Source organism: Afipia sp. GAS231 (assembly GCF_900103365.1).
Taxonomy (GTDB): Bacteria; Pseudomonadota; Alphaproteobacteria; order Rhizobiales; family Xanthobacteraceae; genus Bradyrhizobium.
On sequence record NZ_LT629703.1, the window covers coordinates 2,928,195 to 2,952,116 of the forward strand.

The 23,922-nt window shown below is 63.4% G+C and carries 22 protein-coding genes; 13 read left to right on the forward strand and 9 right to left on the reverse strand.

The window, feature by feature from the left end; genetic code table 11:
• Positions 1–15 precede the first annotated feature (15 nt).
• Complete coding sequence (locus tag BLS26_RS13940; RefSeq protein WP_157676443.1) at positions 16–1,014, reverse strand: ABC transporter substrate-binding protein; 999 nt, start codon at positions 1,012–1,014, stop codon at positions 16–18.
• Between the two features lie 184 nt (positions 1,015–1,198).
• On the opposite strand from BLS26_RS13940, the gene BLS26_RS13945 reads away from it, so the two are divergent.
• Both BLS26_RS13945 and BLS26_RS13950 read left to right on the forward strand, forming a co-directional pair.
• A complete protein-coding gene (locus BLS26_RS13945) occupies positions 1,199–2,671 on the forward strand; it encodes an amidase (RefSeq protein ID WP_092518035.1) in 1,473 nt (490 codons plus the stop codon).
• Between the two features lie 129 nt (positions 2,672–2,800).
• Positions 2,801–3,154 (forward strand): nuclear transport factor 2 family protein, encoded by a 354-nt coding sequence (locus BLS26_RS13950; protein ID WP_092511944.1) that lies wholly within the window; start codon positions 2,801–2,803, stop codon positions 3,152–3,154.
• Positions 3,155–3,324: 170 nt separating this feature from the next.
• Here the strand turns inward: BLS26_RS13950 and BLS26_RS13955 are convergent, their stop codons facing one another.
• Together BLS26_RS13955 and BLS26_RS13960 are read right to left on the reverse strand one after the other, a co-directional pair.
• Positions 3,325–4,413: a Zn-dependent alcohol dehydrogenase gene (locus BLS26_RS13955; RefSeq protein WP_092511946.1), complete on the reverse strand. Its 1,089-nt coding sequence runs from the start codon at positions 4,411–4,413 to the stop codon at positions 3,325–3,327.
• Between the two features lie 53 nt (positions 4,414–4,466).
• Positions 4,467–6,245 (reverse strand): acyl-CoA dehydrogenase family protein, encoded by a 1,779-nt coding sequence (locus BLS26_RS13960; RefSeq protein WP_092511948.1) that lies wholly within the window; start codon positions 6,243–6,245, stop codon positions 4,467–4,469.
• 91 nt (positions 6,246–6,336) lie between these two features.
• Here BLS26_RS13960 and BLS26_RS13965 point away from each other — a divergent pair, with 91 nt between their 5' ends.
• The 3 genes from BLS26_RS13965 to BLS26_RS13975 all read left to right on the forward strand — a co-directional run bounded on the left by BLS26_RS13965 (position 6,337) and on the right by BLS26_RS13975 (position 9,037).
• Positions 6,337–7,335 (forward strand): glutathione S-transferase family protein, encoded by a 999-nt coding sequence (locus BLS26_RS13965; RefSeq protein WP_244541937.1) that lies wholly within the window; start codon positions 6,337–6,339, stop codon positions 7,333–7,335.
• A 34-nt stretch (positions 7,336–7,369) separates the two neighbouring features.
• A complete protein-coding gene (locus BLS26_RS13970) occupies positions 7,370–8,071 on the forward strand; it encodes an SDR family NAD(P)-dependent oxidoreductase (protein ID WP_092511952.1) in 702 nt (233 codons plus the stop codon).
• A 135-nt stretch (positions 8,072–8,206) separates the two neighbouring features.
• Positions 8,207–9,037: an enoyl-CoA hydratase gene (locus BLS26_RS13975; protein WP_092518036.1), complete on the forward strand. Its 831-nt coding sequence runs from the start codon at positions 8,207–8,209 to the stop codon at positions 9,035–9,037.
• A 183-nt stretch (positions 9,038–9,220) separates the two neighbouring features.
• On the opposite strand, the gene BLS26_RS13980 is transcribed toward BLS26_RS13975, so the two are convergent.
• Together BLS26_RS13980 and BLS26_RS13985 are read right to left on the reverse strand one after the other, a co-directional pair.
• A complete protein-coding gene (locus BLS26_RS13980; RefSeq protein ID WP_244541938.1) occupies positions 9,221–9,625 on the reverse strand; it encodes a nuclear transport factor 2 family protein in 405 nt (134 codons plus the stop codon).
• A 78-nt stretch (positions 9,626–9,703) separates the two neighbouring features.
• A complete protein-coding gene (locus BLS26_RS13985) occupies positions 9,704–10,591 on the reverse strand; it encodes a LysR family transcriptional regulator (RefSeq protein ID WP_092511956.1) in 888 nt (295 codons plus the stop codon).
• Positions 10,592–10,712: 121 nt separating this feature from the next.
• Between BLS26_RS13985 and BLS26_RS13990 the strand changes: the two genes are divergently transcribed.
• Positions 10,713–11,552 carry an oxidoreductase gene (locus tag BLS26_RS13990; protein WP_092511958.1) on the forward strand — a complete coding sequence of 280 codons (840 nt, stop codon included), beginning with the start codon at positions 10,713–10,715 and terminating at the stop codon, positions 11,550–11,552.
• A 50-nt stretch (positions 11,553–11,602) separates the two neighbouring features.
• Here the strand turns inward: BLS26_RS13990 and BLS26_RS13995 are convergent, their stop codons facing one another.
• Positions 11,603–12,226, reverse strand: a complete 624-nt coding sequence (locus tag BLS26_RS13995; RefSeq protein ID WP_092511960.1) for a GNAT family N-acetyltransferase — start codon at positions 12,224–12,226, stop codon at positions 11,603–11,605.
• Positions 12,227–12,329: 103 nt separating this feature from the next.
• Positions 12,330–12,533, reverse strand: a complete 204-nt coding sequence (locus tag BLS26_RS14000) for a DUF1127 domain-containing protein (protein ID WP_092511962.1) — start codon at positions 12,531–12,533, stop codon at positions 12,330–12,332.
• 114 nt (positions 12,534–12,647) lie between these two features.
• Between BLS26_RS14000 and BLS26_RS14005 the strand changes: the two genes are divergently transcribed.
• From BLS26_RS14005 to greA, 7 genes are all read left to right on the forward strand, one after another.
• Positions 12,648–13,547 carry a transcriptional regulator GcvA gene (locus tag BLS26_RS14005; RefSeq protein WP_092511964.1) on the forward strand — a complete coding sequence of 300 codons (900 nt, stop codon included), beginning with the start codon at positions 12,648–12,650 and terminating at the stop codon, positions 13,545–13,547.
• Between the two features lie 183 nt (positions 13,548–13,730).
• Entirely contained in the window at positions 13,731–15,041 is a 1,311-nt protein-coding gene (locus tag BLS26_RS14010; protein WP_092511966.1) for an MFS transporter, read from the forward strand.
• An 84-nt stretch (positions 15,042–15,125) separates the two neighbouring features.
• Complete coding sequence (gene tcuA / locus BLS26_RS14015) at positions 15,126–16,526, forward strand: FAD-dependent tricarballylate dehydrogenase TcuA (protein WP_092511968.1); 1,401 nt, start codon at positions 15,126–15,128, stop codon at positions 16,524–16,526.
• 21 nt (positions 16,527–16,547) lie between these two features.
• Positions 16,548–17,579: an esterase gene (locus tag BLS26_RS14020; protein ID WP_092511970.1), complete on the forward strand. Its 1,032-nt coding sequence runs from the start codon at positions 16,548–16,550 to the stop codon at positions 17,577–17,579.
• Between the two features lie 33 nt (positions 17,580–17,612).
• Positions 17,613–18,719 (forward strand): tricarballylate utilization 4Fe-4S protein TcuB, encoded by a 1,107-nt coding sequence (tcuB, locus tag BLS26_RS14025; RefSeq protein ID WP_092511972.1) that lies wholly within the window; start codon positions 17,613–17,615, stop codon positions 18,717–18,719.
• A gap of 691 nt (positions 18,720–19,410) precedes the next feature.
• Complete coding sequence (locus BLS26_RS14030; RefSeq protein ID WP_092511974.1) at positions 19,411–20,433, forward strand: LLM class flavin-dependent oxidoreductase; 1,023 nt, start codon at positions 19,411–19,413, stop codon at positions 20,431–20,433.
• A 54-nt stretch (positions 20,434–20,487) separates the two neighbouring features.
• Positions 20,488–20,970 carry a transcription elongation factor GreA gene (gene greA / locus BLS26_RS14035; protein ID WP_092511976.1) on the forward strand — a complete coding sequence of 161 codons (483 nt, stop codon included), beginning with the start codon at positions 20,488–20,490 and terminating at the stop codon, positions 20,968–20,970.
• Between the two features lie 40 nt (positions 20,971–21,010).
• On the opposite strand, the gene BLS26_RS14040 is transcribed toward greA, so the two are convergent.
• Both BLS26_RS14040 and BLS26_RS14045 read right to left on the reverse strand, forming a co-directional pair.
• Entirely contained in the window at positions 21,011–22,018 is a 1,008-nt protein-coding gene (locus BLS26_RS14040) for a glycosyltransferase family 4 protein (protein ID WP_092511978.1), read from the reverse strand.
• 25 nt (positions 22,019–22,043) lie between these two features.
• A complete protein-coding gene (locus tag BLS26_RS14045; RefSeq protein ID WP_092511980.1) occupies positions 22,044–23,645 on the reverse strand; it encodes an alpha-amylase family glycosyl hydrolase in 1,602 nt (533 codons plus the stop codon).
• Positions 23,646–23,922 lie beyond the last annotated feature (277 nt).

The following is a 23,922-nucleotide window of genomic DNA, read 5'->3' on the forward strand; positions in this document are numbered from 1 at the left end:
CGCAACAGGCTCGGCTCAACTCCCGTTCAACCCGCCGATCTCCGGGAAGAACATCTCCTTCCACGACGCCGGCTCGTGTTTGGTGGTGCCGACCTTGCGCATGAATTTGGCGAACTTCATCGTCGCCGCCGGCGTCATGGTCCATTCGACGCTCGGGCCCATCACGACCCTGGTCACGGTCTCCAAAGGCAGCTTGGAGCCGGTATCGTCGATCCAGCTTTGCGCGGTGCCTTTGGGGTCGGCGGCAATGATCGCGGTCGCTTCCTTTACGGCATCGAGAAACGCGGCATAGAGCTCAGGATTGTCCTTGCGGAAGCGCGCCGAGGTCCACGCCACCGTAAAGGAGTGCGGGCCCAGCACGTCGAACGATGACAACACGGTGTGGATGTTCTTCTGCTCCAGTTGCTGGAACTGGAACGGCGGCACGCTGAAAGCCGAATTGACCCCGCCTGCCCCGCTCAGCATCGCAATCGTCGCGTCCGGCGGCGACATCGACACCGTCAGCGGATCCAGCTTGGCATAGTTTTCCTCGCCGAAGGCGGCGGCTGCCGCCATCTGCAACACCACCGCCTGCACCGAAACTTTGATGGAGGGCACGCCGATGCGGTCGCGCTCGCCAAAATCCTTGATCGACTTGATATCCGGATTGGCGGTGTTGAGCAGAAACGGTTGCGAGCTCAGCGCGCAGATACCCTTGACCTCGAACGACGTGCCCTGGGTCTTGTCCCACAGCGTGATCAGGCCCGGCACGCCGCCGCTGACGATGTCGGTCGAATTCGACAGCAGCGCCTCGTTCATCGCCACCGGCCCGTTGAAGCGCTGCCACGATACCTTGAAATCCTTCAGGCCACGCTGCGTGGCGTATTTCTCGATCAGTCTGTCCCGCTTCATGACGTTGAATTGCAGGTAGCCCATCGAGAACTGTTCGGCGAGCCTGATCTCGGCCGCATTAGCCATGGTTGCGCCGCCGATGGCAATCGCGAATGCAGCACCCGCCACCTGAGCCAGTCTCATGACACCTCCCGCCATTTTCATTTTTTGTTGATCGAGAGACTAGCGTGTACGCGGCGCTTTCGCCAATAGCCTAGCTGCATGACTGACGCGCCGCTGTACAGCCATTGCTCTTGCAGCGATGATGCAAACTGAGCATCATTCGCCGCATTCAATGACAAAACATCTGCAGACCCGGGAGCACGCCTTGGCCAAATCGGAATGGAGCTTCAAGACCGCCGTCGAAACATCGGCGGCGCTGGCTGCGAGGAAAGTCAGCGCGGTCGAACTGGCGCAGGACGTCATCGGCCGCATCGAGCGACACGACGCCAAGGTCAATGCGATCTGTGTGCGCGATTTCGAGCGCGGTCTCGACGCCGCCCGCGCCGCCGACGCCGAACTGGCGCGCGGGGTGAAGAAGCCGCTGCTCGGCATCCCGCTGACCGTGAAGGAATCCTACAACATCGCGGGCCTGCCGACGACCTGGGGTAATCCGGTTTACAAGGACTTCATCGCCAAGGAAGATTCGCTGCCGATCACGCGCGTCAAGGAAGCGGGTTGCGTCATTCTCGGCAAAACCAACGTGCCGATCGCGCTCGCTGACTGGCAGAGCTACAACGAGATTTACGGCACCACCAACAATCCGTTCGACCTCGGCCGCACGCCGGGCGGCTCCTCCGGCGGATCGTCGGCGGCGCTGGCCGCGGGCTATGGTCCGCTGTCGATCGGCTCCGATATCGGCGGCTCGCTGCGCGTGCCGGCATTTCATTGCGGCGTCTACGCCCACAAGCCGACCTTCGATCTCGTTGCGATGCGCGGTCACGTGGCGCCGCCTATACCGCCGCTGCCATCGAACCGCGACCTCAGCGTGATCGGGCCGATGGCGCGCGGTGCTGCCGATCTCGCTTTGCTGCTGGACGCGATGGCGGGACCCGACCCGCTTGACGCCGGCATCGGCTACCGACTGGAACTGCCGGCCGCGCGCCACACCGAACTGAAGAATTTCCGCGTGCTGCTGATCGATACCGATCCGGTGTTGCCGACCGACAAGGCGGTACGCGGGACGCTGGAAACACTGGCCGCAAATCTTGCCAAGGCCGGCGTCAAGGTCGACCGCAGCAGTCCGTTGTTGCCCGACTTTACCGCCTCGACCCGGCTCTACATGCGAAGGCTGATGTCGTTCCTGGGCGCATCCTTCCCGCCGGAGATCTATGCCGGGGCGAAGGCCGCCGCCGCGGCGCTGCCCGCCAGCGAGACCAGCCTCGGCGCCGAGCGTCTGCGCGGCATCGCACAGAGCCATCGCGACTGGCTGATGGACGACGGCGGCCGTTCGCGCCTGCGGGCGCAATGGCGCGAGCTGTTCAAGACTTACGACGCGGTGATCTGCCCGGTCATGCCGACACCGGCCTACCCACACGATCATTCCGCCGACCAGGAACAGCGCCGCATCAGCATCGACGGCAAGGACTACGTCTATCCCGACCAGCTCGCCTGGCCCGGCATCGCCACGCTGCCCGGCCTGCCCTCGACCGCGATCCCGACCGGCTTCGCGCCCGATGGACTTCCGGTCGGCGTGCAGATCGTCGGCCCGTGGCTGGAGGATCGGACGCCGCTGAAATTGGCCGAGCTGATCGAACGCGAATTCGGCGGCTTCGTGCCGCCGAAGATGTTTGATGATTAGAACTGGGCACAGAACCTAAACCCGTCATTGCGAGCGAAGCGAAGCAATCCATCTTTCCACTCGAAGAATGGATTGCTTCGTCGCTTCGCTCCTCGCAATGACGGAGAGGGCGAATAACGGGAGGAATCAATGTCCAGCGACCTCGACCAACTCACCGCGCTCAACCGAGACTACGTCGCCTCGGTGCAGAACTGCGACGTCAAGCGCTTCGACGAAATCCTGGCGCCGGAGTTCTATTGCTCCAATCCCGACAAGTCGCTGGTCGACCGCGCCGGGTTTCTCAAGCAAACGGCCCTGCCGGTCACGATCAGGAATCTGAAAGAGCACGACGTGAAGATCCGCGTCCTCGGCGACTTCGCCATCATCCACGCCACCACCAGCTATACGACGGCGGATGGTACAAAGGCCCACGGGCGCTACACCGATTGCTGGGCGAAGCAGAACGGCAAGTGGCTGGCGGTGTCGGCGCACGTGTCGCGGTAGGGTCTAACACCGTCATTCCGGGGCGATGCGAAGCATCGAACCCGGAATCTCGAGATTCCGGGTCTGGTCCTTCGGACCATCCCGGAATGACAGCCGTCTCCCATTGTGCCGCTTACATCGGCCGCGGCGTATGGGTCCCGGCCTTCGCCGGGACGACGGCTGTCTATCCATCAGCTATCAAACATGATCACGCTGCGCAGCGTCTTGCCGGCCTTCATGTTGGCAAAGCCCTCGTTGATCTCGGAAAGCTTCAACTTGGCCGAGATCCAGTCTTCCAGATGCAGCTTGCCGCGCATGTAGAATTCGATAAGGCGGGGCATGTCGACACGGAAATGGTTGGAGCCCATCGACGAGCCCTGGATCCGGCGCTCGCGCAAGAAATCGAAGCCGTGCAGCTCGATCTTCTGACCGAACGGAATCATGCCGACGATGGTCGCGGTGCCGCCGGGCGCCAGCATGGCGAACGACTGTTCCGCGGTGTCTTTCCGTCCCAGCACTTCGAACGAGTGCTGCACGCCGCCATTGGTGAGATCGCGGACCTGCTGCACCACGTCGCCGTTGCGGGGATCGACGACGTCGGTGGCCCCTAACTTGGTGGCCAACTGCAGCTTGGCCGGATTGGTGTCGATCGCGATGATGCGGCCGGCACCGGCAATCGCCGCACCGTTGATCGCCGCCATGCCGACGCCGCCGCAGCCGATCACGGCTACGGTTTCGCCGGCGGTGACCTTGGCGGTGTTCACGACAGCCCCATAGCCGGTGATGACGCCGCAGCCGATCAGCGCCGCCAGTTCCAGCGGCATGTCCTTGCGGATTTTGACGATGGCGTTTTCGTGCACCAGCATCTGCTCGGCGAACGACGACAGGTTGAGGAACTGGTTGAGCTTCTCCGAACGCGCCCAGGACAGCCGGTTGGAAGCGCCCGGCAGCATCTTCACGGTGGTGTCGGTGCAGAGCACGGTGCGGCCGGTGGTGCAGTTGTCGCAGGTGCCGCAGAACACCGACAGGCACGTCACGACGTGATCGCCGGGCTTCACATAGGTCACGTCCGAGCCGACCTTCTCGACGACCCCGGCGGACTCATGGCCGAGCACCGCGGGCAGCGGGTGCGGATACAGCCCTTCCATGAAGTGCAGGTCGGAGTGACAGAGGCCGGCGACGCGGGTACGGATCAGGACTTCGCGCGGGCCGGGATTCGGCACGCTGACATCCTCGATCTGCAGCGGCTTGTTGACTTCGAACAGTACGGCGGCCTTCATGGGCACTCCCTTTATTTTATGTTTCTTGAACCAGAACCTTGCGTGGCCACAGCCTACGCTGCCGAAAGCAATTCGCCAACCTCGGCCATGCCGATCGCGCGCTCGCCGAGCAGGTGTCCGGTAATTGCACGTTGCGCGGCACTTTCCGTGAGCTGGAACGGATCGCCCGGCGACACGCGATGGTCGATGACCATGCGCGACAGCAGCAGCCGGCGCGCGTCGCCGCGCATCTCGTGAATCCGCCCGCCTTCCCAGGCCAGCGCCACCGCGCTGGCGACATGGTAAAGCAGGCTCGTCGCACGCCGCGCGTCCCCTTCATTGTCGGATTTGGCGGCGACCTGTCGCGCAAAGCCGATGGCGCGATCGGCAAGATCGCCGAGACGCTTGCGCCAGGTCTGCGGCACATTGGCGCTGTCGTCGAGCCGGGCGTGCAGGTCGGCGGCGAGCGCGCCATCTGCGCCATGGCGGCCGACCGCGCGCTTCAACGCATCGATCGCGACGATGTTGCCGGTGCCTTCCCAGATCGAACCGAGATGGGCATCGCGCAACAGCCGCGCGGTGGCGAATTCCTCGATGTAACCGATGCCGCCGCGCATCTCCAGCGCATCGCCGCACACCTTGCGGGCGTCGCGGGTGGCGCGGAATTTCAGGGTCGGGGTCAGGATCCGCAGCAGCGCCGCCGCATCCTGGCTGCCGGCCTCGGCACGATCCAGCGCATCGGCGGTGAGAAAACTCATCGACAGCGCCTGCTCGGTCGGCAACATGATCTTCATCAATTGCCGCCGCGCCAGCGGCAGGTCGATGATGCGCTGGCCGAACACCACGCGGTTTCGCGCCACCGTCATCGCGTCATGATACGCGCGCCGCATCAGCGCGGTGGATTTGACGCCATTGGAAAGCCTGGACGAATTGACCATCTCGGCCATCTGCACGAAGCCGCGATCGAGCTTGCCGACCGCATAGGCAATCGCGCCTTCCAGTTTGATCTCACCCGAGGCCATCGAGCGGGTGCCGAGCTTGTCCTTTAGCCGCACGATCCGGTAGTGGTTTTGCGAGCCGTCCTCCAGCCGCCGCGGCATTAGGAACAGGCCGACGCCCCGGGTGCCGGGGCCGGCGCCTTCCGGCCGTGCCAGCAGCATCACCACCTCGGCGTCCGCATTGGAGCAGAACCATTTCTCGCCATGCAGACGCCAGTGATCGCCTTCCTGCACAGCCGTTGTGGTCAGCGTGCCGACGTCGGAGCCGCCTTCCTTCTCGGTCATGAACTGGCCGCCCTGGGTCAGCTTGCTCATGTCGGTCTGGGTCAGGCCGTCGAGATAGCGCGCCTTCAAGGCGTCGCTGCCGAAATTGTTCAAGAGCTTGGCGCAACCGTCGGTGACGTTGATCGGGCAACCCATGCCGAATTCGGTCTGGTTGAACAGGAACGTAAAGGCGTGCTTGGCGACGACGGGATATTTGTCCGGCCAGCCCATGATGCCCTTGCGGATCGACATCGCGTGAATGCCGAACTCGCCGAACGCGGCCTTCTCCAGCTCGCGATAGGCCGGATGATATTCGATGTATTGCGAATCGCGCCCGAAGCGGTCGCGCTGGTGCAGCACCGGCGTGTGGCGGTCGGCCAGCCGTGCGCATTCGTCGAGATAGCCGCCCGCGAGCCCGCCGAGGCGATCGAGATGCGGCTCGATGTGCCGGAACAGCGCTTCGGGAAGATGCAGCTTGAGCAAATCCGTCAGCGCCGGATCGGCCCGGTAGAAATTCATCCCCGTCGTGTCCGGTGCCAGCAATCCCGGCTGGTTGGCCGCGCCTGCGCGTTCCTGCTTGAGTGGCTGCATTTTTAGCCCTTGTTCGTTCCGCCCGATATTGATCATCTACCGATAACGCAGGCGATCAAGCCGTCAACAAGCAACATTGGAGGACCGCCCCATGGCGGACGGATATCGCGTTATCGGCGCAGAAATGTCGCCCTACTCCGTCAAGGTCCGCTCTTATTTCCGCTACAAGGGAATTCCGCATCAATGGGTGTTGCGCAATGCGGCAAGCCAGCCGGAATTCGAGAAATACGCCAAAATGCCGATCATCCCGCTGGTGGTCACACCCGGCGGTACTGGCATCCAGGATTCCACCCCGATCATCGACCTGGTCGAGAAACATCACCCTGAACCCTCGATCCATCCTGGCGAGCCCGTCACGCGGTTCATCTCCGCGCTGATCGAGGAATTCGGCGACGAGTGGGGCAACAAATGGATGTTTCACTACCGCTGGGCCCGCGACGTCGACCAGATCTCCTCGGCCGGACGCATCGCGCGGATGCGCGCGCCCGGCGCCAGCGAGCAGGAACATGATGCGTTCACGGCGCAAGTGCGCGCGCGCATGGTCGACCGGGTCTGGTTCGTTGGCTCGAACGCCACGACCGCACCGCAGATCGAGTCTGGATTCCAGGAAATCCTTGATATGCTCGACGCGCATCTGGCAACGCGTCCCTATCTATTTGGCGGACGACCGGCGTTCGGCGATTTCGGACTCTGGGGCCAGTTCTACGAGATGTGGACCGATCCAACGGTGGGCGGCTTGATCGGCGGCGGCGCACCACACGTGCTCGACTGGGTACACCGCATGCTGTGGCCGCGGAACGAAGGCGCGTTCGAAACATGGACCGCGCTGGCGCCGACCCTGATGCCGATTCTGACCAAGCAGGTCGGGCGGCAATTCTGGACCTGGACGCTCGCCAACGAAAAGGCGCTGATGGAGGCCAAGGACGAGTTCAGCGTTACCCTTGGCGACAAGGTCTGGGTTCAGAAGCCGCAGAAATATCACGCCCGTTCGCTCGGCATGCTCCGTGCCAAATATGCCGAGATCGCCGACAAGCGCGATCTCGACCTGATCCTCGCTGCCGCGGGTTGCCTCGCGGGATTGCGCGCTTAGATACCCAGTCCCCGACCATTTGAGGACCGCGCCGATGGACATCCCGAAATACAAGAACGCCCTGATCGTCGGCGCCGGAGAAGGCCTGAGCGCATCGCTGGCGCGGCTGTTCGCTCGCGAAGGCATCAAGGTCGCGCTGGCCGCCCGCAAGATCGAGAAGCTCGGCGCGCTCTGCACCGAGACCGGCGCCAAGGCCTTTGCCTGCGACGCCACCAACGCGGAGGAGGTCGAGCGGCTGTTCGGCCTGGTCGAGCGTGAAATCGGCGTGCCCGACCTCGTCGTCTACAACGCCAGCGGGCGCGCGCGCGGCGCTTTTACCGACCTGGTGCCGGCGGACGTCGCCCAGGCGATCGCAGTCTCGGCGTTCGGCGGCTTTCTGGTGGCGCAGCAGGCGGTGCAGCGCATGCTACCCAACAAGCATGGCGCCATCCTGTTCACCGGCGCCTCCGCCAGCGTCAAGGGCTACGCGCAGTCGGCGCCGTTCGCGATGGGCAAGTTCGCGTTGCGCGGGCTCGCCCAGAGCATGGCGCGCGAATTGTCGCCGCACGGCATCCACATCGCGCATTTCGTCATCGACGGCGGCATCCGCAGTGCGGCGCGGACGGAACCTGCCGACAGACCGGACTCGATGCTCGACCCCGACGCCATTGCGCTGAGCTACTGGAATGTGCTGCAACAACCACGCAGCGCCTGGACCTGGGAACTGGAACTGCGTCCGTGGGTGGAGAAGTTTTAGGCTGCCGTAGGGTGGGCAAAGCGAAGCGTGCCCACCGTTGACGACTGCGCATGAACTTGGTGGGCACGGCGCCAGCGCCTTTGCCCACCCTACGGAATTGCCACAAGAACGAACAACAAGGGCATGGGGAACGAAATGACCACCGAGACCAAGATCGACACCGGCACCGACGAATTGCTGTGCGTGATCCGCGACCGCGTCGCCATCATCACGTTGAACCGCCCCGAAGCGCGCAACGCGATGTCGGATAATCTGACGCCGGCCTTGCGCAACATGATCAAGGCCTGCGGCGAGAATCCCGAAGTCGGCGCGCTGCTGCTGACCGGCGCCGGGACGGCGTTCTGCGCCGGTGGCAACGTCAAGGGCATGGGCGCCAACCGCGACAAGAGCAAACTCGCAATGTCGCATGACGAGCGGGTCGCCGATCTGCAGGAGCGACAGCGCCTGCTGACCGGCGCGCTGGTCTCGGTGCGCAAGCCGACCATCGCGGCGCTGCCGGGCGCAGCCGTCGGTGCAGGTTTGGCGCTGGCGATGGCCTGCGACATGCGGATCGCCGCGCAGTCGGCCTTCCTTTCCACCGGCTATCTCAAGGTCGGCCTCAGCGGCGACTACGGCATCGCCTGGCTGCTGACCCGACTGGTCGGCACCTCGCGGGCACGCGAATTGATGTTCACCAGCGAGCGGGTCGAGGCTGCGCGCTGCGAGACGATCGGCCTCGTCAACCGCGTGGTCCCGGATGACCAATTGCAGGCGGAAGCCTTCGCGCTCGCCAAATCGATCGCGGACGGACCGACGATTGCGATCCGCTACATGAAGGACAATCTCGACGAAGCCCTGATGTTCGACTTCGCCACCGCGCGCGACCACGAAGCCGAACGCATGGTCCGCTGCCAGGTGACATCGGATCACAAGGAGGCCGTGCAGGCGTTTGTCGAGAAGCGCAAGGCGGTGTTCAGGGGGGCTTGAGTTCTTCTCCTTCTCCCCGCTTGCGGGGTCGAGACAAGCGAAGCTCGCTCTTAGAAGGTCGGGATGAGGGGCTTTATCCGCGAGCACGCTGTTAATCGATAGACCTGTACCCCCTCATCCGGATCGCATCTGTCGATGCGATCCGACCTCTCCCCGCAAGCGGGGCGAGGTGAAGCAAGCGCCCTAGCCGATCGGATTCTGCTCGAATAGCCGCGCCACCATCACCGAATCGAGGTAGGCGCGGACGCGCACGATGCTGTCGTTGCTGAAGTAGCAGACCCAACAATAATGGTTGTCGAAGCGAAAGCCGTTTTTAGCGACAGCTTCGGAATGCAGTTCTACAATCGCAACGTCGTCGTCAATGATCAGGTTATCGACGTGCAATTGCGCGCCGTTCGGCAGCACCCTGCCGAGCTTTGCGAATGTGCCGGCGATGAAATCGGCTTTCGATTTGTAATGTCCGCCAAGCGGATGGGTGCCCATCACGATCCAGTCGACGTCATCGGCGACATGGGTGAAGAACCCGGCGCCGTCGCCATGCTCGAGGTCGGCGAAGATTTTTCGAACGAATCCGGCATCGACCGCCACGGCGCTCCCTCCCCTGAATGCGTCAGCCGGTACTTTAGCGATCGGCGACGCAAAGGCCATACACAGCCTGTGCGACGTTTAGTTGCCCGCCCGCGCGAAATCGACGAATGCACGGAGTGCCGCCGGCAGTTGCCGGCGGCTCGGGTAGTACAGGAAGAAGCCGGGATAGGCCGGACACCAGTCGGCCAGCACGCGCACCAGTTTCTTTTTCGCTATCAACGCCTCGACCTGCGCCTCGAACACGTAGGCGAGCCCTGCCCCGTCCAGCGCCGCATCGACCATCAGGTCCTGATCGTTCATCGTCAGCGGCCCTTCGACATCGATATCGACCTCGATGCCGCCGCGTTCGAATTCCCAGCGATAGACCGCACCACTGGTGAATCGATAGCGGATGCACGGCATGCCTTTCAGGTCGTGCGGCGTCACCGGCGGTTTGCGCGCTTTGAAATACGCGGGCGAGCCGACCACCGCGAAGCGATGCCGCGGGCCGATCGGGACCGCGATCATGTCGGCGGCAATGGTCTCGCCGAAACGTACACCTGCATCGAAGCCGGCCGAGACCATGTCGATCAGAGCATCGTTGATCATGATCTCGACGCTGACGTCGGGATAGTTCTTGAGGAAGCGCGTCACGATCGGCAGCAGCACCAGCTGCGCCGATTGCCGCGCGGCGCTGAAGCGTAGCGTGCCGGCCGGCTTGCCGCGGAAATTGTTGAGGTCTTCCAGCGCGTCGTCGATATCCCGAAACGCCGGGCTGATGCGCGCGAACAGCCGCTCACCGGCTTCGGTCAGCGCGACGCTTCGGGTGGTGCGGTTGATCAGCCGGACATCGAGCCGCTCCTCGATATTGCGGAGCGCGTGGCTCAGCGCGGACGCGGACACGCCGAGTTCGGTCGCCGCGGCCCGAAAGCTGCGGTGACGGGCGATGGCCAGGAAGGTCGCGAGGTCGGATGGGTCGATCCGCATTGATGAATTCTGCTCAGTAGCTTGTAAAATATGTAGCGGATTATCTCATCTATGGCGAGCCGCTAGGTTTTGCCCATCAGCCCGGCGAGAGCGCCGGGCCACATCAGGAAAGGGCAACACCATGCGTGTCTGGTTCATCACAGGAGCTTCCCGGGGTTTTGGCGCCTTGATCGCGGAGGCCGCGCTCGCCGCGGGCGATGCGGTGGTCGCCACCGCGCGCGATCCCTCCACCATCACCGCTCGCCTCGGTTCGCATGAGCGGCTGCTGGCCACGCGGCTCGACGTCACCAGCGAGGCCGAGGCGCATGAGGCGGCGGGCCAGGCGGTGAAGAAATTCGGCCGCATCGATATCCTGGTCAACAACGCCGGCTACGGCCTCTTGGGTGCGATCGAGGAAGCCAGTGCGGCGGAGACGAGCAGGCTGTTCGCCACCAATGTGTTCGGCCTGCTCGGTGTGACCAGAGCCGTGCTGCCACATATGCGCCGCCAGCGCGCAGGCCATGTCATCAATGTCTCCTCGGTCGGCGGCTATGCCGGTTATCCCGGCTGGGGCGTCTATGGCGCCACCAAATTCGCGGTCGAAGGTATCACCGAGGCGCTGGCGGGCGAAGTAGCACCCCTCGGTATCAAGGTGACCGTGGTCGAGCCCGGCTTCTTCCGCACCGATTTTCTTGACGAGACCTCGCTGTCGCGCACCGCGCAGCATATCGAGGATTACAGCGAGACCGTAGGCCGAACCCGCGCGCACGCCGCCGACGTCAACCACGGCCAGCGCGGCGATCCGCGCAAGCTCGCCAGCGCCTTCATCGCGCTCGCAAACGCCGAGAATCCGCCGCTGCGGCTGCCGCTTGGGAGCGACACGGTGGCGCGGATCGAGGCCAAGAATGCCTTTGTGGCGGAGGAGTTGGCTACCTGGCGAGAGATCGCGACGTCGACGGATTTTACGGCAGAGGCCGCGTGAGAAGAAAGCAGCCCGGTTCCGGTTACCGCCAGAACCGGGCTTAGTTCCTGTCAGCTTGCAAGAGGAGGGATTGCAAGCTGGCGGGAGGCGGCGGCGAGTTTCCAGCTTGCGCAGGGAATATCGCGCGGCTGGAGTTCGATCTGCTTTTCGAAGCGAACCAGCTTCCAATCGCCGGGGCTCGCCGTGAAGGCGTAGCCGGCCTTGCGGGCCAGCGCGATCATCTGGTCATTGGAGCGCAGCGTGTCGCCGAAGATCCGCTCAGCGCCGAACGAGGCCGCGCGGCATTCGAGATTCTTCAGCAGCGCCTTGCCAATGCCATGCCCCTGCCAGCGGTCGTCGATCGACAGGCCGAACTCGATGCTGGAAGTTTCGGTGTGGAAGGCGTAGCGGACTTCGCCGACGATGGTTTCGTAACCGTCGAACATCATGGTCGCGACCGCGCTGAACTGCTCCGCCTCGCCGACATGCATGAAGTGCTCGAGCAGGGTCGGCGGCAATTCACGCATCGCGCCGAGGAAGCGGTTGTAGCGGGAGCGGGTCGTCAGCGAGCGGAAATAGGCCTGCAGTGGTTCGGCATCGCGCGGCTCGACGAAGCGCACGTTCACCGCCTCGCCGCTACGCGAGCGCAGCGTATCGGAATATTGCTTCAGATCGTCGAAACGTAATGTGGTCATGGCACGCTCCCCTCGATCTCCAGCAATCTTGAATCTTCGAGAATTCCGGACCTTCAAGAAATTGCCGGCGTCCCCCTGATGAGGCGACGCCGGCTTGGCTGCCCTAGGCCTGCCAGAACGGTTTTGAGGCTTCGTAGATCGCATCGCCCGAGGACAGGCCGATGTCGTGAAGATCGCGGTCCGACCACTGGGCCAGCTCACGGCGCGCCTCGTAGCGCTGCCGCCAGACATGAACGGTGTCGGCCAGCTGGGCCAATACGCCCTGTCCATGATGATTTATCATCGAGTCATGTGTGCAAGTGGACATTTGAAACTCCTTTAGCTAACCTGTTGACGCTAATATCTGCGCTAACTGGCCCTTTCACAAACGACACTTTGTACCGCTTCGCATGATATAAGCTCATGCATTTGGGATGCGGAAATGACCGCCAGGCTACCCTCGCTGAATGGATTGCGCGCCTTCGAGGCTGCGGCCCGGCATTTGAGCTTCACCCAGGCGGCTTCCGAGCTGAATGTGACGCAGACCGCGATCAGCCATCAGATCAAGCGGCTGGAGGAGGAACTCGGAATCCCGCTGTTCGTGCGCCAGAACCGGGCCCTGACCTTGACGCCGCAGGCCAAGGATTACCTCCCCGGCATCCGCGCCGCGTTCAACGATCTCAGGCTCGCCACCGACCGCCTGCTGCGCAAGGACGACGACCACGTGCTGACGGTCTCGACCCTGGCCTCGCTCGCCGCCAAATGGCTGCTGCCGCGGCTGACCGCGTTCCAGGAGGAACACCACGGCATCGACGTGCGCATCACCACCTCGACCAGCCTGGTCGATTTCCAGCGCGACAATGTCGACGCCGCGATCCGCTACGGCCGCGGCCAATGGCCGGGGCTGCGCGCCGACTGGCTGATGGCGGACGAATTGTTCCCGGTGTGCAGCCCGAGCCTTTTGAAAGGCAACAAGTCGCTGAAATGCCCTGAGGACCTCCGCGACCATGTGCTGCTGCACACCTCCAACGCCAACAGCGACGACTGGCGGCTGTGGCTGTGGGCGGCCGGTCTGCCGGCGGATTTCTCCAAACAGCCGGGCGTGACCTTCGACATGATCTTCATGACCGTGCAGGCCGCGATCGACGGCCTCGGCGTCGCGATGGGCCGCACCGCGTACGTGCAGGAAGACATCGCCAAAGGCCGCCTCGTGGTTCCCTTCAAGATCACGCTGCCGGTCGACGCCGGCTTCTATCTGGTCTCGCCGGCCGGGCGAACCGATCCGCCAAAGCTGTCGGCGTTCCGGCAGTGGCTGGTGGCCTCGGCGCAAGCCAAGCCCTGAAGACAAGCCAAGTCCTGAAAACAAGTTTTTCCCTGAACATCCGGTATTCCCCGTCGTCAGGGCCGCGCCCGCGATTTGCGGTTGGTCGGGCCGCGCAGGCGTGGCAGATTGCCACACCAAGGCAGGATAACTGTCTCGGCCGGCGGAATTTTCGCCGCAGTGCAAACGGGGGAAACAGCCGACATGTCGCAGACGGATAATTCGGAAACACCGCAGATCAAATCGCGCATCGGCGCCATCCTGCGCGCCACCAGCGGCAATTTCCTCGAGCAGTTCGACTTCTTCCTGTTCGGTTTCTACGCATCCTACATCGCCAAGGCGTTCTTCCCTTCCGAGAACGAGACCGCCGCCCTGCTCAACACCTTCGGCGTGTTCTGGCTCGGCGCGCTGATGCGCCCGGTCGGCGCGATCGTGCTCGGCGCCTATATCGACCGCATCGGCCGCCGCAAGGGCCTCATTGTCACGCTGGCGATCATGGCGCTCGGCACGGTAACGATCGCCTTCTGTCCGACCTATGCGACTATCGGTGTGGCCGCCCCGGCCATCGTGCTGGTCGGCCGCCTGCTGCAGGGCTTCTCTGCCGGCGTCGAGCTTGGCGGCGTGTCGGTCTACCTCGCGGAGATTTCCACCCCCGGCAACCGCGGCTTCTATACCTCGTTCCAGTCCGCCAGCCAGCAGGTCGCGATCTTCGTCGCCGCGATCATCGGCTTCGCGTTGAGCGAGGCCATGCCGGCGGCAACCGTGGCGGCATGGGGATGGCGAATCCCGTTCTTCATCGGCTGCCTGATCATTCCCTTCATTTTCTTCCTGCGGCGGACGCTTGAGGAAACGCCGGCGTTCCTGGCGATGAAGAAGCATCCGAGCACGTCGGAAGTCTTCAGTTCGGCGGCGGTCAACTGGAAGATCATCGTGCTCGGCATGATGATGGCCGTCCTGACCACCACGACCTTCTACTTCGTCACCGTCTACACGCCGACCTTCGGCAAGACGGTGCTGAAGCTCTCGACGCAGGAGGCCCTGATCGTCACCCTTCTGGTGGCGGTCATGAATTTCATCTGGAATCCGGTCGGCGGCGCGGTATCCGACCGTATCGGCCGCAAGCCGGTGCTGCTGACGATTGCCTGCCTCGCGCTTGTGACAGCCTACCCCGCGCTCAACTGGCTTGTCGCAGCACCTACCTTCGGCAAGATGCTGGCGGTCGAAATGATGTTCTCGTTCTATTTCGGCGTCTACAGCGGCACCATGCTGGGTGCGCTGGTCGAGGTGGTGCCGGCGCATGTCCGCACCACCTGCTTCTCGCTGGCCTTTGCGCTGGCCGCCGGCCTGTTCGGCACCTTTACGCCGTTTGCCGCGACCTGGCTGATCGACCACACCGGCGACAAGGCCTCGCCCGGCTACTGGCTGATGTGCGCCGCAGCGCTTGGCATCGTCGCAGCCCTCGTGATCTATCGCGGCGGCAAGACCATCGCGACGCGAGACGTCGTGCCCGCCTAACCCCCGCGCGCAATCGCCGGGCAAGCCGACAGGCTTGCCCGGTGGCACGTTTGATTTCCATGCAAATGAAGATAACAAGAGCGCATGGTCGATTTTAATCGCAAATTCGATGTGCTGGTGATCGGCGGCGGTAACGCCGCGCTGTGCGCCGCGATCAGCGCCCGGCGCTCCGGCGCTTCGGTGCTGGTGCTGGAGGGCGCGCCGAAATTCTACCGCGGCGGCAATACCCGCCATACCCGCAACATGCGCTGCGCCCATGACGCGGCGACCGAGATCCTCACCGGCCCCTACACCGAGGAGGAGTTCTGGCAGGACCTGCTGCTGGTGACCGGCGGCCAGACCGATGAGGAACTGGCGCGCTTCATGATCCACGAGTCCAAGGATATCCTGAACTGGGTCGTCGAACAGGGCGTGCGCTGGCAACCCTCGCTCGGCGGCACGCTCAGCCTCGGCCGCACCAACTCGTTTTTCCTCGGCGGCGGCCGGGCGATGCTGAACGCGCTGTATCTCACCGCCGAGAAACTCGGCGTCGAGATCGTCTACGACGCCGAGGTGACCAATCTGCAGATCGAGGACGGCATGTTTCTCGGCGCCACCTTGAAGCAGCCGATCAATGGCGCCGCCGAAATCCGTGCCTCGGCGCTGGTCGCGGCCGCCGGCGGCTTCGAGGCCAATATCGAATGGCTGAAGCAATATTGGGGCGATGCCGCCGACAATTTCCTGATCCGCGGCACGCCGTATAATCGCGGTTCGATTCTCAAGATGCTGCTCGACAAGGGCGTGCAGGACATCGGCGATCCCACCCAGTGCCACGCGGTGGCAATCGACGCACGCGCGCCGAAATTCGACGGCGGCATCATCACCCGCCACGACTCGGTCGTGTTCGGCATCGTCGTCAACAAGCACGCCCAGCGTTTCTACGACGAAGGCGAGGACATCTGGCCGAAGCGTTATGCGATCTGGGGCCGGCTGGTCGCGGCGCAACCCGACCAGATCGCCTACATCATCTTCGACTCCAGCGTCGTCACCAGCTTCATGCCGACGCTGTTCCCGCCGATCGGCGCACCGACGATCGCCGAACTCGCGGTGAAGCTCGAACTCGATCCGGCGGCGCTGGAAACGACCATGGCCGACTTCAACGCCGCGGTGCAGCCCGGCACCTTCGACCACACCATTCTCGATGACTGCCGCACCGAGGGCCTGACGCCAGCGAAGACGCATTGGGCGCGCAAGATCGATGCGCCGCCTTATCTCGCCTATCCGGTGCGGCCCGGCATCACCTTCACCTATCTCGGCACCCGCGTGAACAAGCAGTCGTGCATGCTGATGAAGGACGGCAAGCCTTCCGCCAACATGTTCGCGGCCGGCGAGATCATGGCCGGCAACGTGCTCGGCAAGGGCTACGCCGCCGGCATCGGCATGACCATCGGCAGCGTGTTCGGACGGGTGGCGGGACGGGAAGCGGCGAAGAATGCCAAGAATTAAATTTCGCCTATGGGAGGGTTCATGCCACGCCTTGCGATCGTTTCCACCGCGGCCCTGCTGATGGCATCGACTTTGGCCAATGCCGCCGAGCCGATCGCGTTGCGCGACATGGGCTCGTTCCATGTTGGCGGCCGGCTGGTCGAAATCACCGGTAAGCCGGTCAAGGAAGTCACCTTCACGCTGGGCGGCGTGCCCGCGAAGGTCGATCCCAACGGCACCTACCAGGTCGAGCAGATGTACGTTCAGTATTTCCTGCCCGCCAACGAGAAGGGCGCGTATCCGCTCTTGATGTGGCACGGCGGCGGGCTGACCGGTGTCACCTGGGAAACCACGCCCGACGGCCGCGAAGGTTTCCTGAATTATTTTCTGCGCAAGGGCTGGAGCGTCTACAATTCCGACGCGGTGGAGCGCGGGCGCGCCGGCTGGGCACAATATCCGGACATCTTCAAGGGCGAGCCGGTGTTTCTCACCACCGCCAATCCGTTCCAGCGCTTTCGCATCGGCGACGGCCCGGACTCCTACGATCCGGATCCAGCCAAACGCAAATTGATGCCCGGCAGCCAGTTCCCGAACGACGGCTACGAGAACTTCGTCAAGCAGAACGTGCCGCGCTGGACCACGACCGATGACGCCATCGTCGCGGCCTATATCGCCGAGATCGACCGCGTCGGCCCGTCCATCATCATGTTCCACAGCCAGGCCGGCAGTTTCGGCTTCAAGGTGGCGCAGGCGCGGCCCGACAAGGTCAAGGCGCTGATTGCGCTTGAACCGGCCGGTGTCGGCGATCCCGACAAGGCCGACGTGCTGAAGAACATTCCGACGCTGATCGTCTATGGCGATTACATCGAGAAAGATTCGCGCTGGCCGAAGATCCGCGCCACCGGCATCGCGTTCGGCGACAAGATCAAGGCCGCCGGCGGCAGCGTCGATGTCGTCGACCTGCCGCAGGCCGGCATCAAGGGCAATTCGCACATGATGATGATGGACAAGAACAACGCCGAGGTCGCCGCCCTGATCCAGAAATGGCTCGAAGGCAAGGGGCTGACGAAGTAACAAGGCCCGGTCTCGGGCAGGAAGCAACGCAAGATGCACGGAACGCGAATTCTCGAAGAGGCCGACCGCCTGATGACGGTCTGCAATTCCTGCCGCTATTGCGAGGGCCTCTGCGCGGTGTTTCCGGCGATGGAAATGCGACGCGCGTTTTCCGACGGCGACCTTAACTACCTCGCCAACCTCTGCCACTCCTGCGGCGCCTGCTACACCGACTGCCAGTTCTCGCCGCCGCATGAATTCAACGTCAATGTGCCGCAGACGCTGGCGGTGGCGCGCAACGAATCCTACGCTGCGTATGTGTGGCCGCGCGCTTTTGCCGGTGCGTTCGCGCGCAACGGGCTCGTCATCAGCCTCGTGGCCGCGCTCAGCGTCGCCGCTTTCATTTTCGGTTTTGCCGCGTTCACCGATCCTTTGGTGCTGCTTGGCGTCCATACCGGCCCGGGCGCGTTCTACAAATTGATGCCGCATAACGCGATGGCGGCGCTGTTCGGCGCCGCCTTCCTCTACGCGATCGTAGCCCTGGTGATGGGCGTCGTTGCGTTCTGGCGCGACATCGGCGAGCCCGTCGGTATGAAGACCGACTTCAAGTCGCTGCTGCAGGCGATGCGCGATGCCGGCGAGTTGCGCTATCTCGATGGCGGCGGGGTCGGCTGCTTCAACGAGGACGACAAGCCGACCGATCGCCGCAAGCTGTATCACCACCTCACCTTCTATGGTTTCGGGCTGTGCTTTGCCGCCACCTGCGTCGCGACGCTGTATCATTACCTGTTCGCGCGCGAGGCGCCCTATGCGTGGTGGGATCTGCCCGTCGTGCTCGGCACGCTCGGCGGCATCGGGCTTCTGATCGGACCGATCGGCCTGCTCGCCGAGAAATGGAAGCGCGATCCCGTGCTGGTCGACGGGACCAGGACGGGAATGGACGTTGCCTTCATCGCCATGCTGTTCCTGACCAGCCTGACCGGCATCGCGCTGCTGCTGTTCCGCGATACGGCCGCGATGGGCCCGTTGCTGGCGCTGCATCTCGGCGTGGTGTTCTCGCTGTTCGTCACCATGCCTTACGGCAAGTTCGTGCACGGGATTTATCGGTTCGTCGCACTGGTGCGGTATGCGCGGGAACGGCAGATCATGCACACATCGTAGGGTGGGTTAGCGACGCGTAACCCACCGAGGGTCTCTCAACGCGGATAGTTGGGCCGGTGGGTTACGGCTTCGCCTAACCCACCCTACAAACGCGGCTTCGCGTTCTCGCGGCATCATCTGCCCGAAGTTTTGCAATCAACCTTGCCCCCGAAATCAGAGGGCACAGGGAAGACCGGGTGCGCGCCGCACCCGCGGTCTCATGTGCGATAGTTGCAACAAGATGCTGCACATGAGCATACAGGTTTGGCGGAAGCCTCCGGCCTTCCCTGCGCAATGGCTTTACGGCTTATACGAGATCGTCCTGGTGACCCTGCGTTTCGTGACACCATCGCTCTGGGGCAGCGTTGGCTGCCTTCGAACTTGACGCCTGCATCGGGGCGTCCGACCCAAACGATTTCACCGTACGCAAGTGCCGCGCTCGTCAGTCGCGACCTTACGTCCACCGCTCCCTGTCCCTCGTTTGCGACGATGGCCCACGCCCCTCTGGCGGGACAGGATGGCGGGAGTCCTAGATCTGATTTGCCCGACGGCTCAACGGAAATATTTTTATCCGAAGGGCTGGACAGACTTTTGGTGATTTGCCCGTCGGGTTACTTTGTCGCAGCCGTTGCCTTCACTTTGCTCTTGCAGGCGCGGCGACTCAACTGTCGCGGCTCTCGCAATTCCGGCCGGAACTCCCTAAATAGGCCGCATGAAAAACATCGGATTTTTGTCGTTCGGGCACTGGACGCCCTCCTCGCAATCGCAGACCCGCACCGCCGGCGACACGCTGCTGCAATCCATCGAGCTTGCGGTCGCGGCCGAGCAATTGGGCGCCGATGGCGCCTATTTTCGCGTGCATCACTTTGCGCGCCAGCTTGCCTCGCCGTTCCCGCTGCTGGCCGCCGTCGGCGCCAAAACCAGCCGGATCGAGATCGGCACGGCTGTCATCGACATGCGCTATGAGAACCCGCTCTACATGGCCGAAGACGCAGGCTCAGCCGACCTGATCTCACAGGGGCGCCTGCAACTCGGCGTCAGCCGGGGATCGCCCGAGCAGGTCATCGATGGCTGGCGCTATTTCGGCTATCAACCGGCCGAGGGCGAGAGCGATGCCGATATGGGCCGGCGCCATACCGAGGTCTTCCTCGACCTGCTGCGCGGCCAGGGTTTTGCGCAACCGAATCCGCGCCCGATGTTTCCGAACCCGCCGGGCCTGCTGCGGCTCGAGCCGCATTCCCAGGGCTTGCGCGACCGTATCTGGTGGGGCGCCGGCTCGAACGCCACCGCCATATGGGCGGCGAAGCTCGGCATGAACCTGCAGAGCTCGACGCTCAAGAACAACGAAACCAACGAGGCTTTCCACATCCAGCAGGCGGCCCAGATCAAGGCGTATCGCGCGGCCTGGAAAGAGGCCGGCCATACCCGCGAGCCGCGGGTGTCCGTCAGCCGCAGCATCATCGCCATCATGAACGATCGCGATCGGAGCTACTTTGGCCACGGTGGCCAGGAGGATGACCAGATCGGCTTTATTTCCCCGGAAACCCAGGCGATCTTCGGGCGCGGCTATTCGGCCGAGCCGGACGTCCTGATCGAGCAACTCAGGAAGGACGAGGCCATCGCCGAGGCCGACACCCTGCTATTGACCGTCCCGAACCAGCTCGGGGTCGACTATAATACCCATGTCATTGAGTCGATCCTGACACACGTGGCGCCGGCGCTCGGGTGGCGCTAAGGAACGTTTTCAACGGCCGACCATTTTACAGGTGTCGCCCGAAGGAGTTCGATCGTGAGCGTTGCCTTCACCAAGGAAGACAGTGCCGAGACGGCATCAGAAACGCTGCTGCCCGACCGCCCGGTTTCGCCGCATCCGAACCACGTGACGGAGGCCGGACTGAAGGCGCTGCAATCCGCACTCGACCAGGCGCGCGAGGCCTACGAGACGGCACAGAAGATCGAAGACGTCAACGAACGACGGCGGCAGGCCGCAGCGCCGTTGCGTGATGCGCGCTACTTTGCGGCGCGGGTTCGGACGGCGCAGGTCATCGCCAGTCCTGCATCACACGACACGGTAGCGTTTGGCAGCACGGTGACGTTCAGGCGCGCCGACGGGCGCGTGCAGACCTATCATATCGTCGGAGAGGACGAAGCCGACCCCAAGGCTGGCTCGATTTCCTTCGTATCCCCCGTGGCAAGGTCGCTGATGGGCAAAGCCGTCGGGGATGTCGTCGGTGCACCGGGTCAGGAACTCGAGATCATGGCTATCTCGTAGCATCGAACCGATTTTCGGCCGTCGCCTCTTCACAAACATCTCAGCCAAGGATCGATCGGTACAAGGCCAAATATCGATCGGCCATCAGGTCCACCGTGAACCGCGCGGATACCGCGGCACGGCAAGCCGCGCGATCGATCTCGTCGATGCGCCCAATCGCTTCTACCGCCGCATCTGGGCTGTCGACCAGAAATCCGGTCACGCCATGCTCGATCAGCTCGGGCATCGATCCCCGGTTGCAGGCGATGACGGGCGTTCCGCAGGCGAGCGCTTCCACCACCGACAGGCCGAACGGCTCGTCGAAATTGATGAGGTGAAGCAGCGCGCGTGCGGAGCCCAGCGTCTTCGCGCGCATCGTTCCGCCAACCGGGCCAAGATAGGTCACCGATCCGCCGTCGAGTACGGGCGCAACATGCTGGTCATAATAATCCCGGTCCTGGACAATACCGGCAATGGTCAATTTCCGCCCGGTTCGATGGGCCGCCGCGATCGCTTCGGCGGCTCCCTTGTCCGGGTGAATGCGGCCGAAGAACAGCAGATCTTCGCCGCCGAGCGGGTCGAACGGGAAATCCTGAAGCGGGATGCCATGGTGGATCGTTGCGGCATAGCGCAGGTCCGCATGGCGATCGGCATCGCTGATCGCGACATAGTGGACACGCGCTTCGTATTCCTTGTAGGCGGGCAGAATGCGCATCGACGAGAAACCGTGGATCGTCGTCACGACAGGGGTTTCGACCAGACGCGAGAACGCGAGCGGTACGAAATCGGCTTGATTGTGAATAAGGTCGAACTGACCGGCCTGCTCGAAGACATGCGCGACGTGAAGCATCTCCCACACTTTTGCATCGATCGTGGGATCTTCGGAATAGGGCGCCGGACAGACGGCATCGAGCCTCGCGTTCGTCAGGCTGTCCTTGGTGGCGAACAAGGTGACATCGACGCCGCGGGCCACCAGCTCCTCGGTCAGGAGACTCGTCACCTGCTCCCAGGGGCCGTAATGGCGCGGCGGTGTCCGCCAGGAGATCGGCGCCAGCATGGCGATGCGCAAGGTATCGTTCCTCCTCTGCCTGGTGCTATCGGGCCTCGAGCACGACAGCTTCATTCGACCGTAACAGCAGGACGCCGGCTTCCACCGGTGCTGTATCCTCGACTGAGGACAGCAGCAGCTGGCTCCCGCGCGCCCAGTCCGGCAGCTCAAGCCGGTGCTGTTGCCCCCCGAAATTGAGCGCCACAATCATTCGCTCCGCGCCGTGCCGGCGCGCGTAAACCAGTATCTCGTCTTCCACGTTCAACAGCACGAAATCACCGATCGACAGTGCCGGGCAATCGCGCCTGAGCGCAAGCAACCGGCGATAAAGCGTCAGGATCGAGTGAGGTTGTTGCGTCATCCGCATCACATTGCGCGTCGGCCAGTCGGCATGGAGCGGCAGCCACGGCTTGGCCGTGCTGAAGCCGGCATTCTCGCTGTCATCCCACGGCATCGGCGTGCGCACGGGGTCGCGGCCCAGGGCCAGGCCAGGCTCACGCAACTCGCGCGGATCGCGCACCTGCGACGGCTCGATCGCGACATCGTTCAGACCCAGTTCGTCACCATAATAAAGCGTTGGCGTGCCGCGGAGCGTCAGCAACAACACCGCCGCGACGCGCGCCTGGGCCTGCCCGCGCCTGGCCGCAACGCGCGGCCTATCATGGTTGCCGAGCACCCAGTTGGGCCAACCACCAGGCGGCAGCGCTGCCTCATAGCCGGTGATAACAGCAGCCACGGCGCGCGCCCGCCATGGCGTATCGACCAGCTGGAAATTGAAAGGCAGGTGCACCCCGCGGCGTTCACCGCCGTAATAGTGCATCAGCCGGTCGACCGGCAGGTAGATCTCGCCGATCAGAACCCGCTCACCCTGTCCCCCGGCGCCATAGCCGTCAGCGATGTCGCGCATCTCGGCTGCGATCAGATGCACCTCGGGCTGGTCTGTTGAATGCAGTTGAAGCAGGCGGTGCATTTCACCCATCCCGGGCCGATAGGCCGGGTTGGGTGGATTGTCCGGAAAATCCGCGGCCTTCAGCATGTGCCACAGCACGTCGATGCGAAAGCCATCGACGCCGCGGTCGAACCAGAATCGCATCACGTCGTACATCGCCGCCTGCACGCCTGGATGACGCCAGTTGAGGTCCGGCTGCTCCTTCAGGAAGGCGTGATAATAATACTGTCCGGTGGCCTCGTCCCATTGCCAGGCTGAACCACCGAAATCGCTGATCCAGTTATTGGGCGGTCCGCCGTCGGCCGCAGCGTCGCGCCAGATGTACCAGTCTCGCTTCTGATTTTCTCGCGAGGCGCGGCTCTCGACGAACCATGGATGCTGGTCGGAGCTATGGTTGGGCACGAAGTCGAGCAGAACCTTGAGCCCGCGCCGATGGGCTTGCTCGAGCAGATCGTCGAAGTCAGCCAGCGTGCCGAAGCGTGGATCGACGTCGCAATAGTCGGCAACGTCATAGCCGAAATCAATCATCGGCGACGGGTAAATCGGAGAGATCCAGATCGCGCCGACGCCAAGGCCGGCAAGATAATCGAGCCGCCGCGCTATTCCCTTGAGGTCGCCGATGCCGTCGTCGTCGGTGTCCTGAAACGAGCGCGGGTAGATCTGATAGATCGCACAACTCTGCCACCAGGGCGCACCCATGCCACCAGCGATCTGGCCTGCGTGCTGACTTTCTTTACCGATCACGTGAGGTCGTCAAAACACTTCCATCCACTCTTTCGCGTCAACACGGGGACTGCGCGCATCCTGGCCGCTGCAGACGACCCTGTTCCTGTTGCGATCGGAAGTCGACGGCTTTCTCAGGTTCCCCTGATGGCGGATCAAGGCCAGATCTCGCGAATTCATAAACCATCAGCGCCGGTCAGCTTTGGTTTACCAGCCCCCTTAAGCTTTCCCGTCCGAGCGCGTGTCATGGTGG

Coding starts and splice junctions, on each gene's coding strand:
- BLS26_RS13990 (WP_092511958.1), top strand. CDS start 10,713: ATGCGTGTCTGGTTCATCACAGGAGCTTCCCGGGGTTTTGGCGCCTTG.
- BLS26_RS14000 (WP_092511962.1), bottom strand. CDS start 12,533: ATGTCCACTTGCACACATGACTCGATGATAAATCATCATGGACAGGGC.
- BLS26_RS13940 (WP_157676443.1), bottom strand. CDS start 1,014: ATGAGACTGGCTCAGGTGGCGGGTGCTGCATTCGCGATTGCCATCGGC.
- BLS26_RS13955 (WP_092511946.1), bottom strand. CDS start 4,413: ATGAAGGCCGCCGTACTGTTCGAAGTCAACAAGCCGCTGCAGATCGAG.
- tcuA (WP_092511968.1), top strand. CDS start 15,126: ATGGTCGATTTTAATCGCAAATTCGATGTGCTGGTGATCGGCGGCGGT.
- BLS26_RS14010 (WP_092511966.1), top strand. CDS start 13,731: ATGTCGCAGACGGATAATTCGGAAACACCGCAGATCAAATCGCGCATC.
- BLS26_RS13960 (WP_092511948.1), bottom strand. CDS start 6,245: ATGCAGCCACTCAAGCAGGAACGCGCAGGCGCGGCCAACCAGCCGGGA.
- BLS26_RS13975 (WP_092518036.1), top strand. CDS start 8,207: ATGACCACCGAGACCAAGATCGACACCGGCACCGACGAATTGCTGTGC.
- BLS26_RS13950 (WP_092511944.1), top strand. CDS start 2,801: ATGTCCAGCGACCTCGACCAACTCACCGCGCTCAACCGAGACTACGTC.
- BLS26_RS13995 (WP_092511960.1), bottom strand. CDS start 12,226: ATGACCACATTACGTTTCGACGATCTGAAGCAATATTCCGATACGCTG.
- BLS26_RS13970 (WP_092511952.1), top strand. CDS start 7,370: ATGGACATCCCGAAATACAAGAACGCCCTGATCGTCGGCGCCGGAGAA.
- BLS26_RS14005 (WP_092511964.1), top strand. CDS start 12,648: ATGACCGCCAGGCTACCCTCGCTGAATGGATTGCGCGCCTTCGAGGCT.
- BLS26_RS14030 (WP_092511974.1), top strand. CDS start 19,411: ATGAAAAACATCGGATTTTTGTCGTTCGGGCACTGGACGCCCTCCTCG.
- BLS26_RS13985 (WP_092511956.1), bottom strand. CDS start 10,591: ATGCGGATCGACCCATCCGACCTCGCGACCTTCCTGGCCATCGCCCGT.
- BLS26_RS13965 (WP_244541937.1), top strand. CDS start 6,337: ATGGCGGACGGATATCGCGTTATCGGCGCAGAAATGTCGCCCTACTCC.
- BLS26_RS14020 (WP_092511970.1), top strand. CDS start 16,548: ATGCCACGCCTTGCGATCGTTTCCACCGCGGCCCTGCTGATGGCATCG.
- tcuB (WP_092511972.1), top strand. CDS start 17,613: ATGCACGGAACGCGAATTCTCGAAGAGGCCGACCGCCTGATGACGGTC.
- BLS26_RS14045 (WP_092511980.1), bottom strand. CDS start 23,645: ATGGGTGCGCCCTGGTGGCAGAGTTGTGCGATCTATCAGATCTACCCG.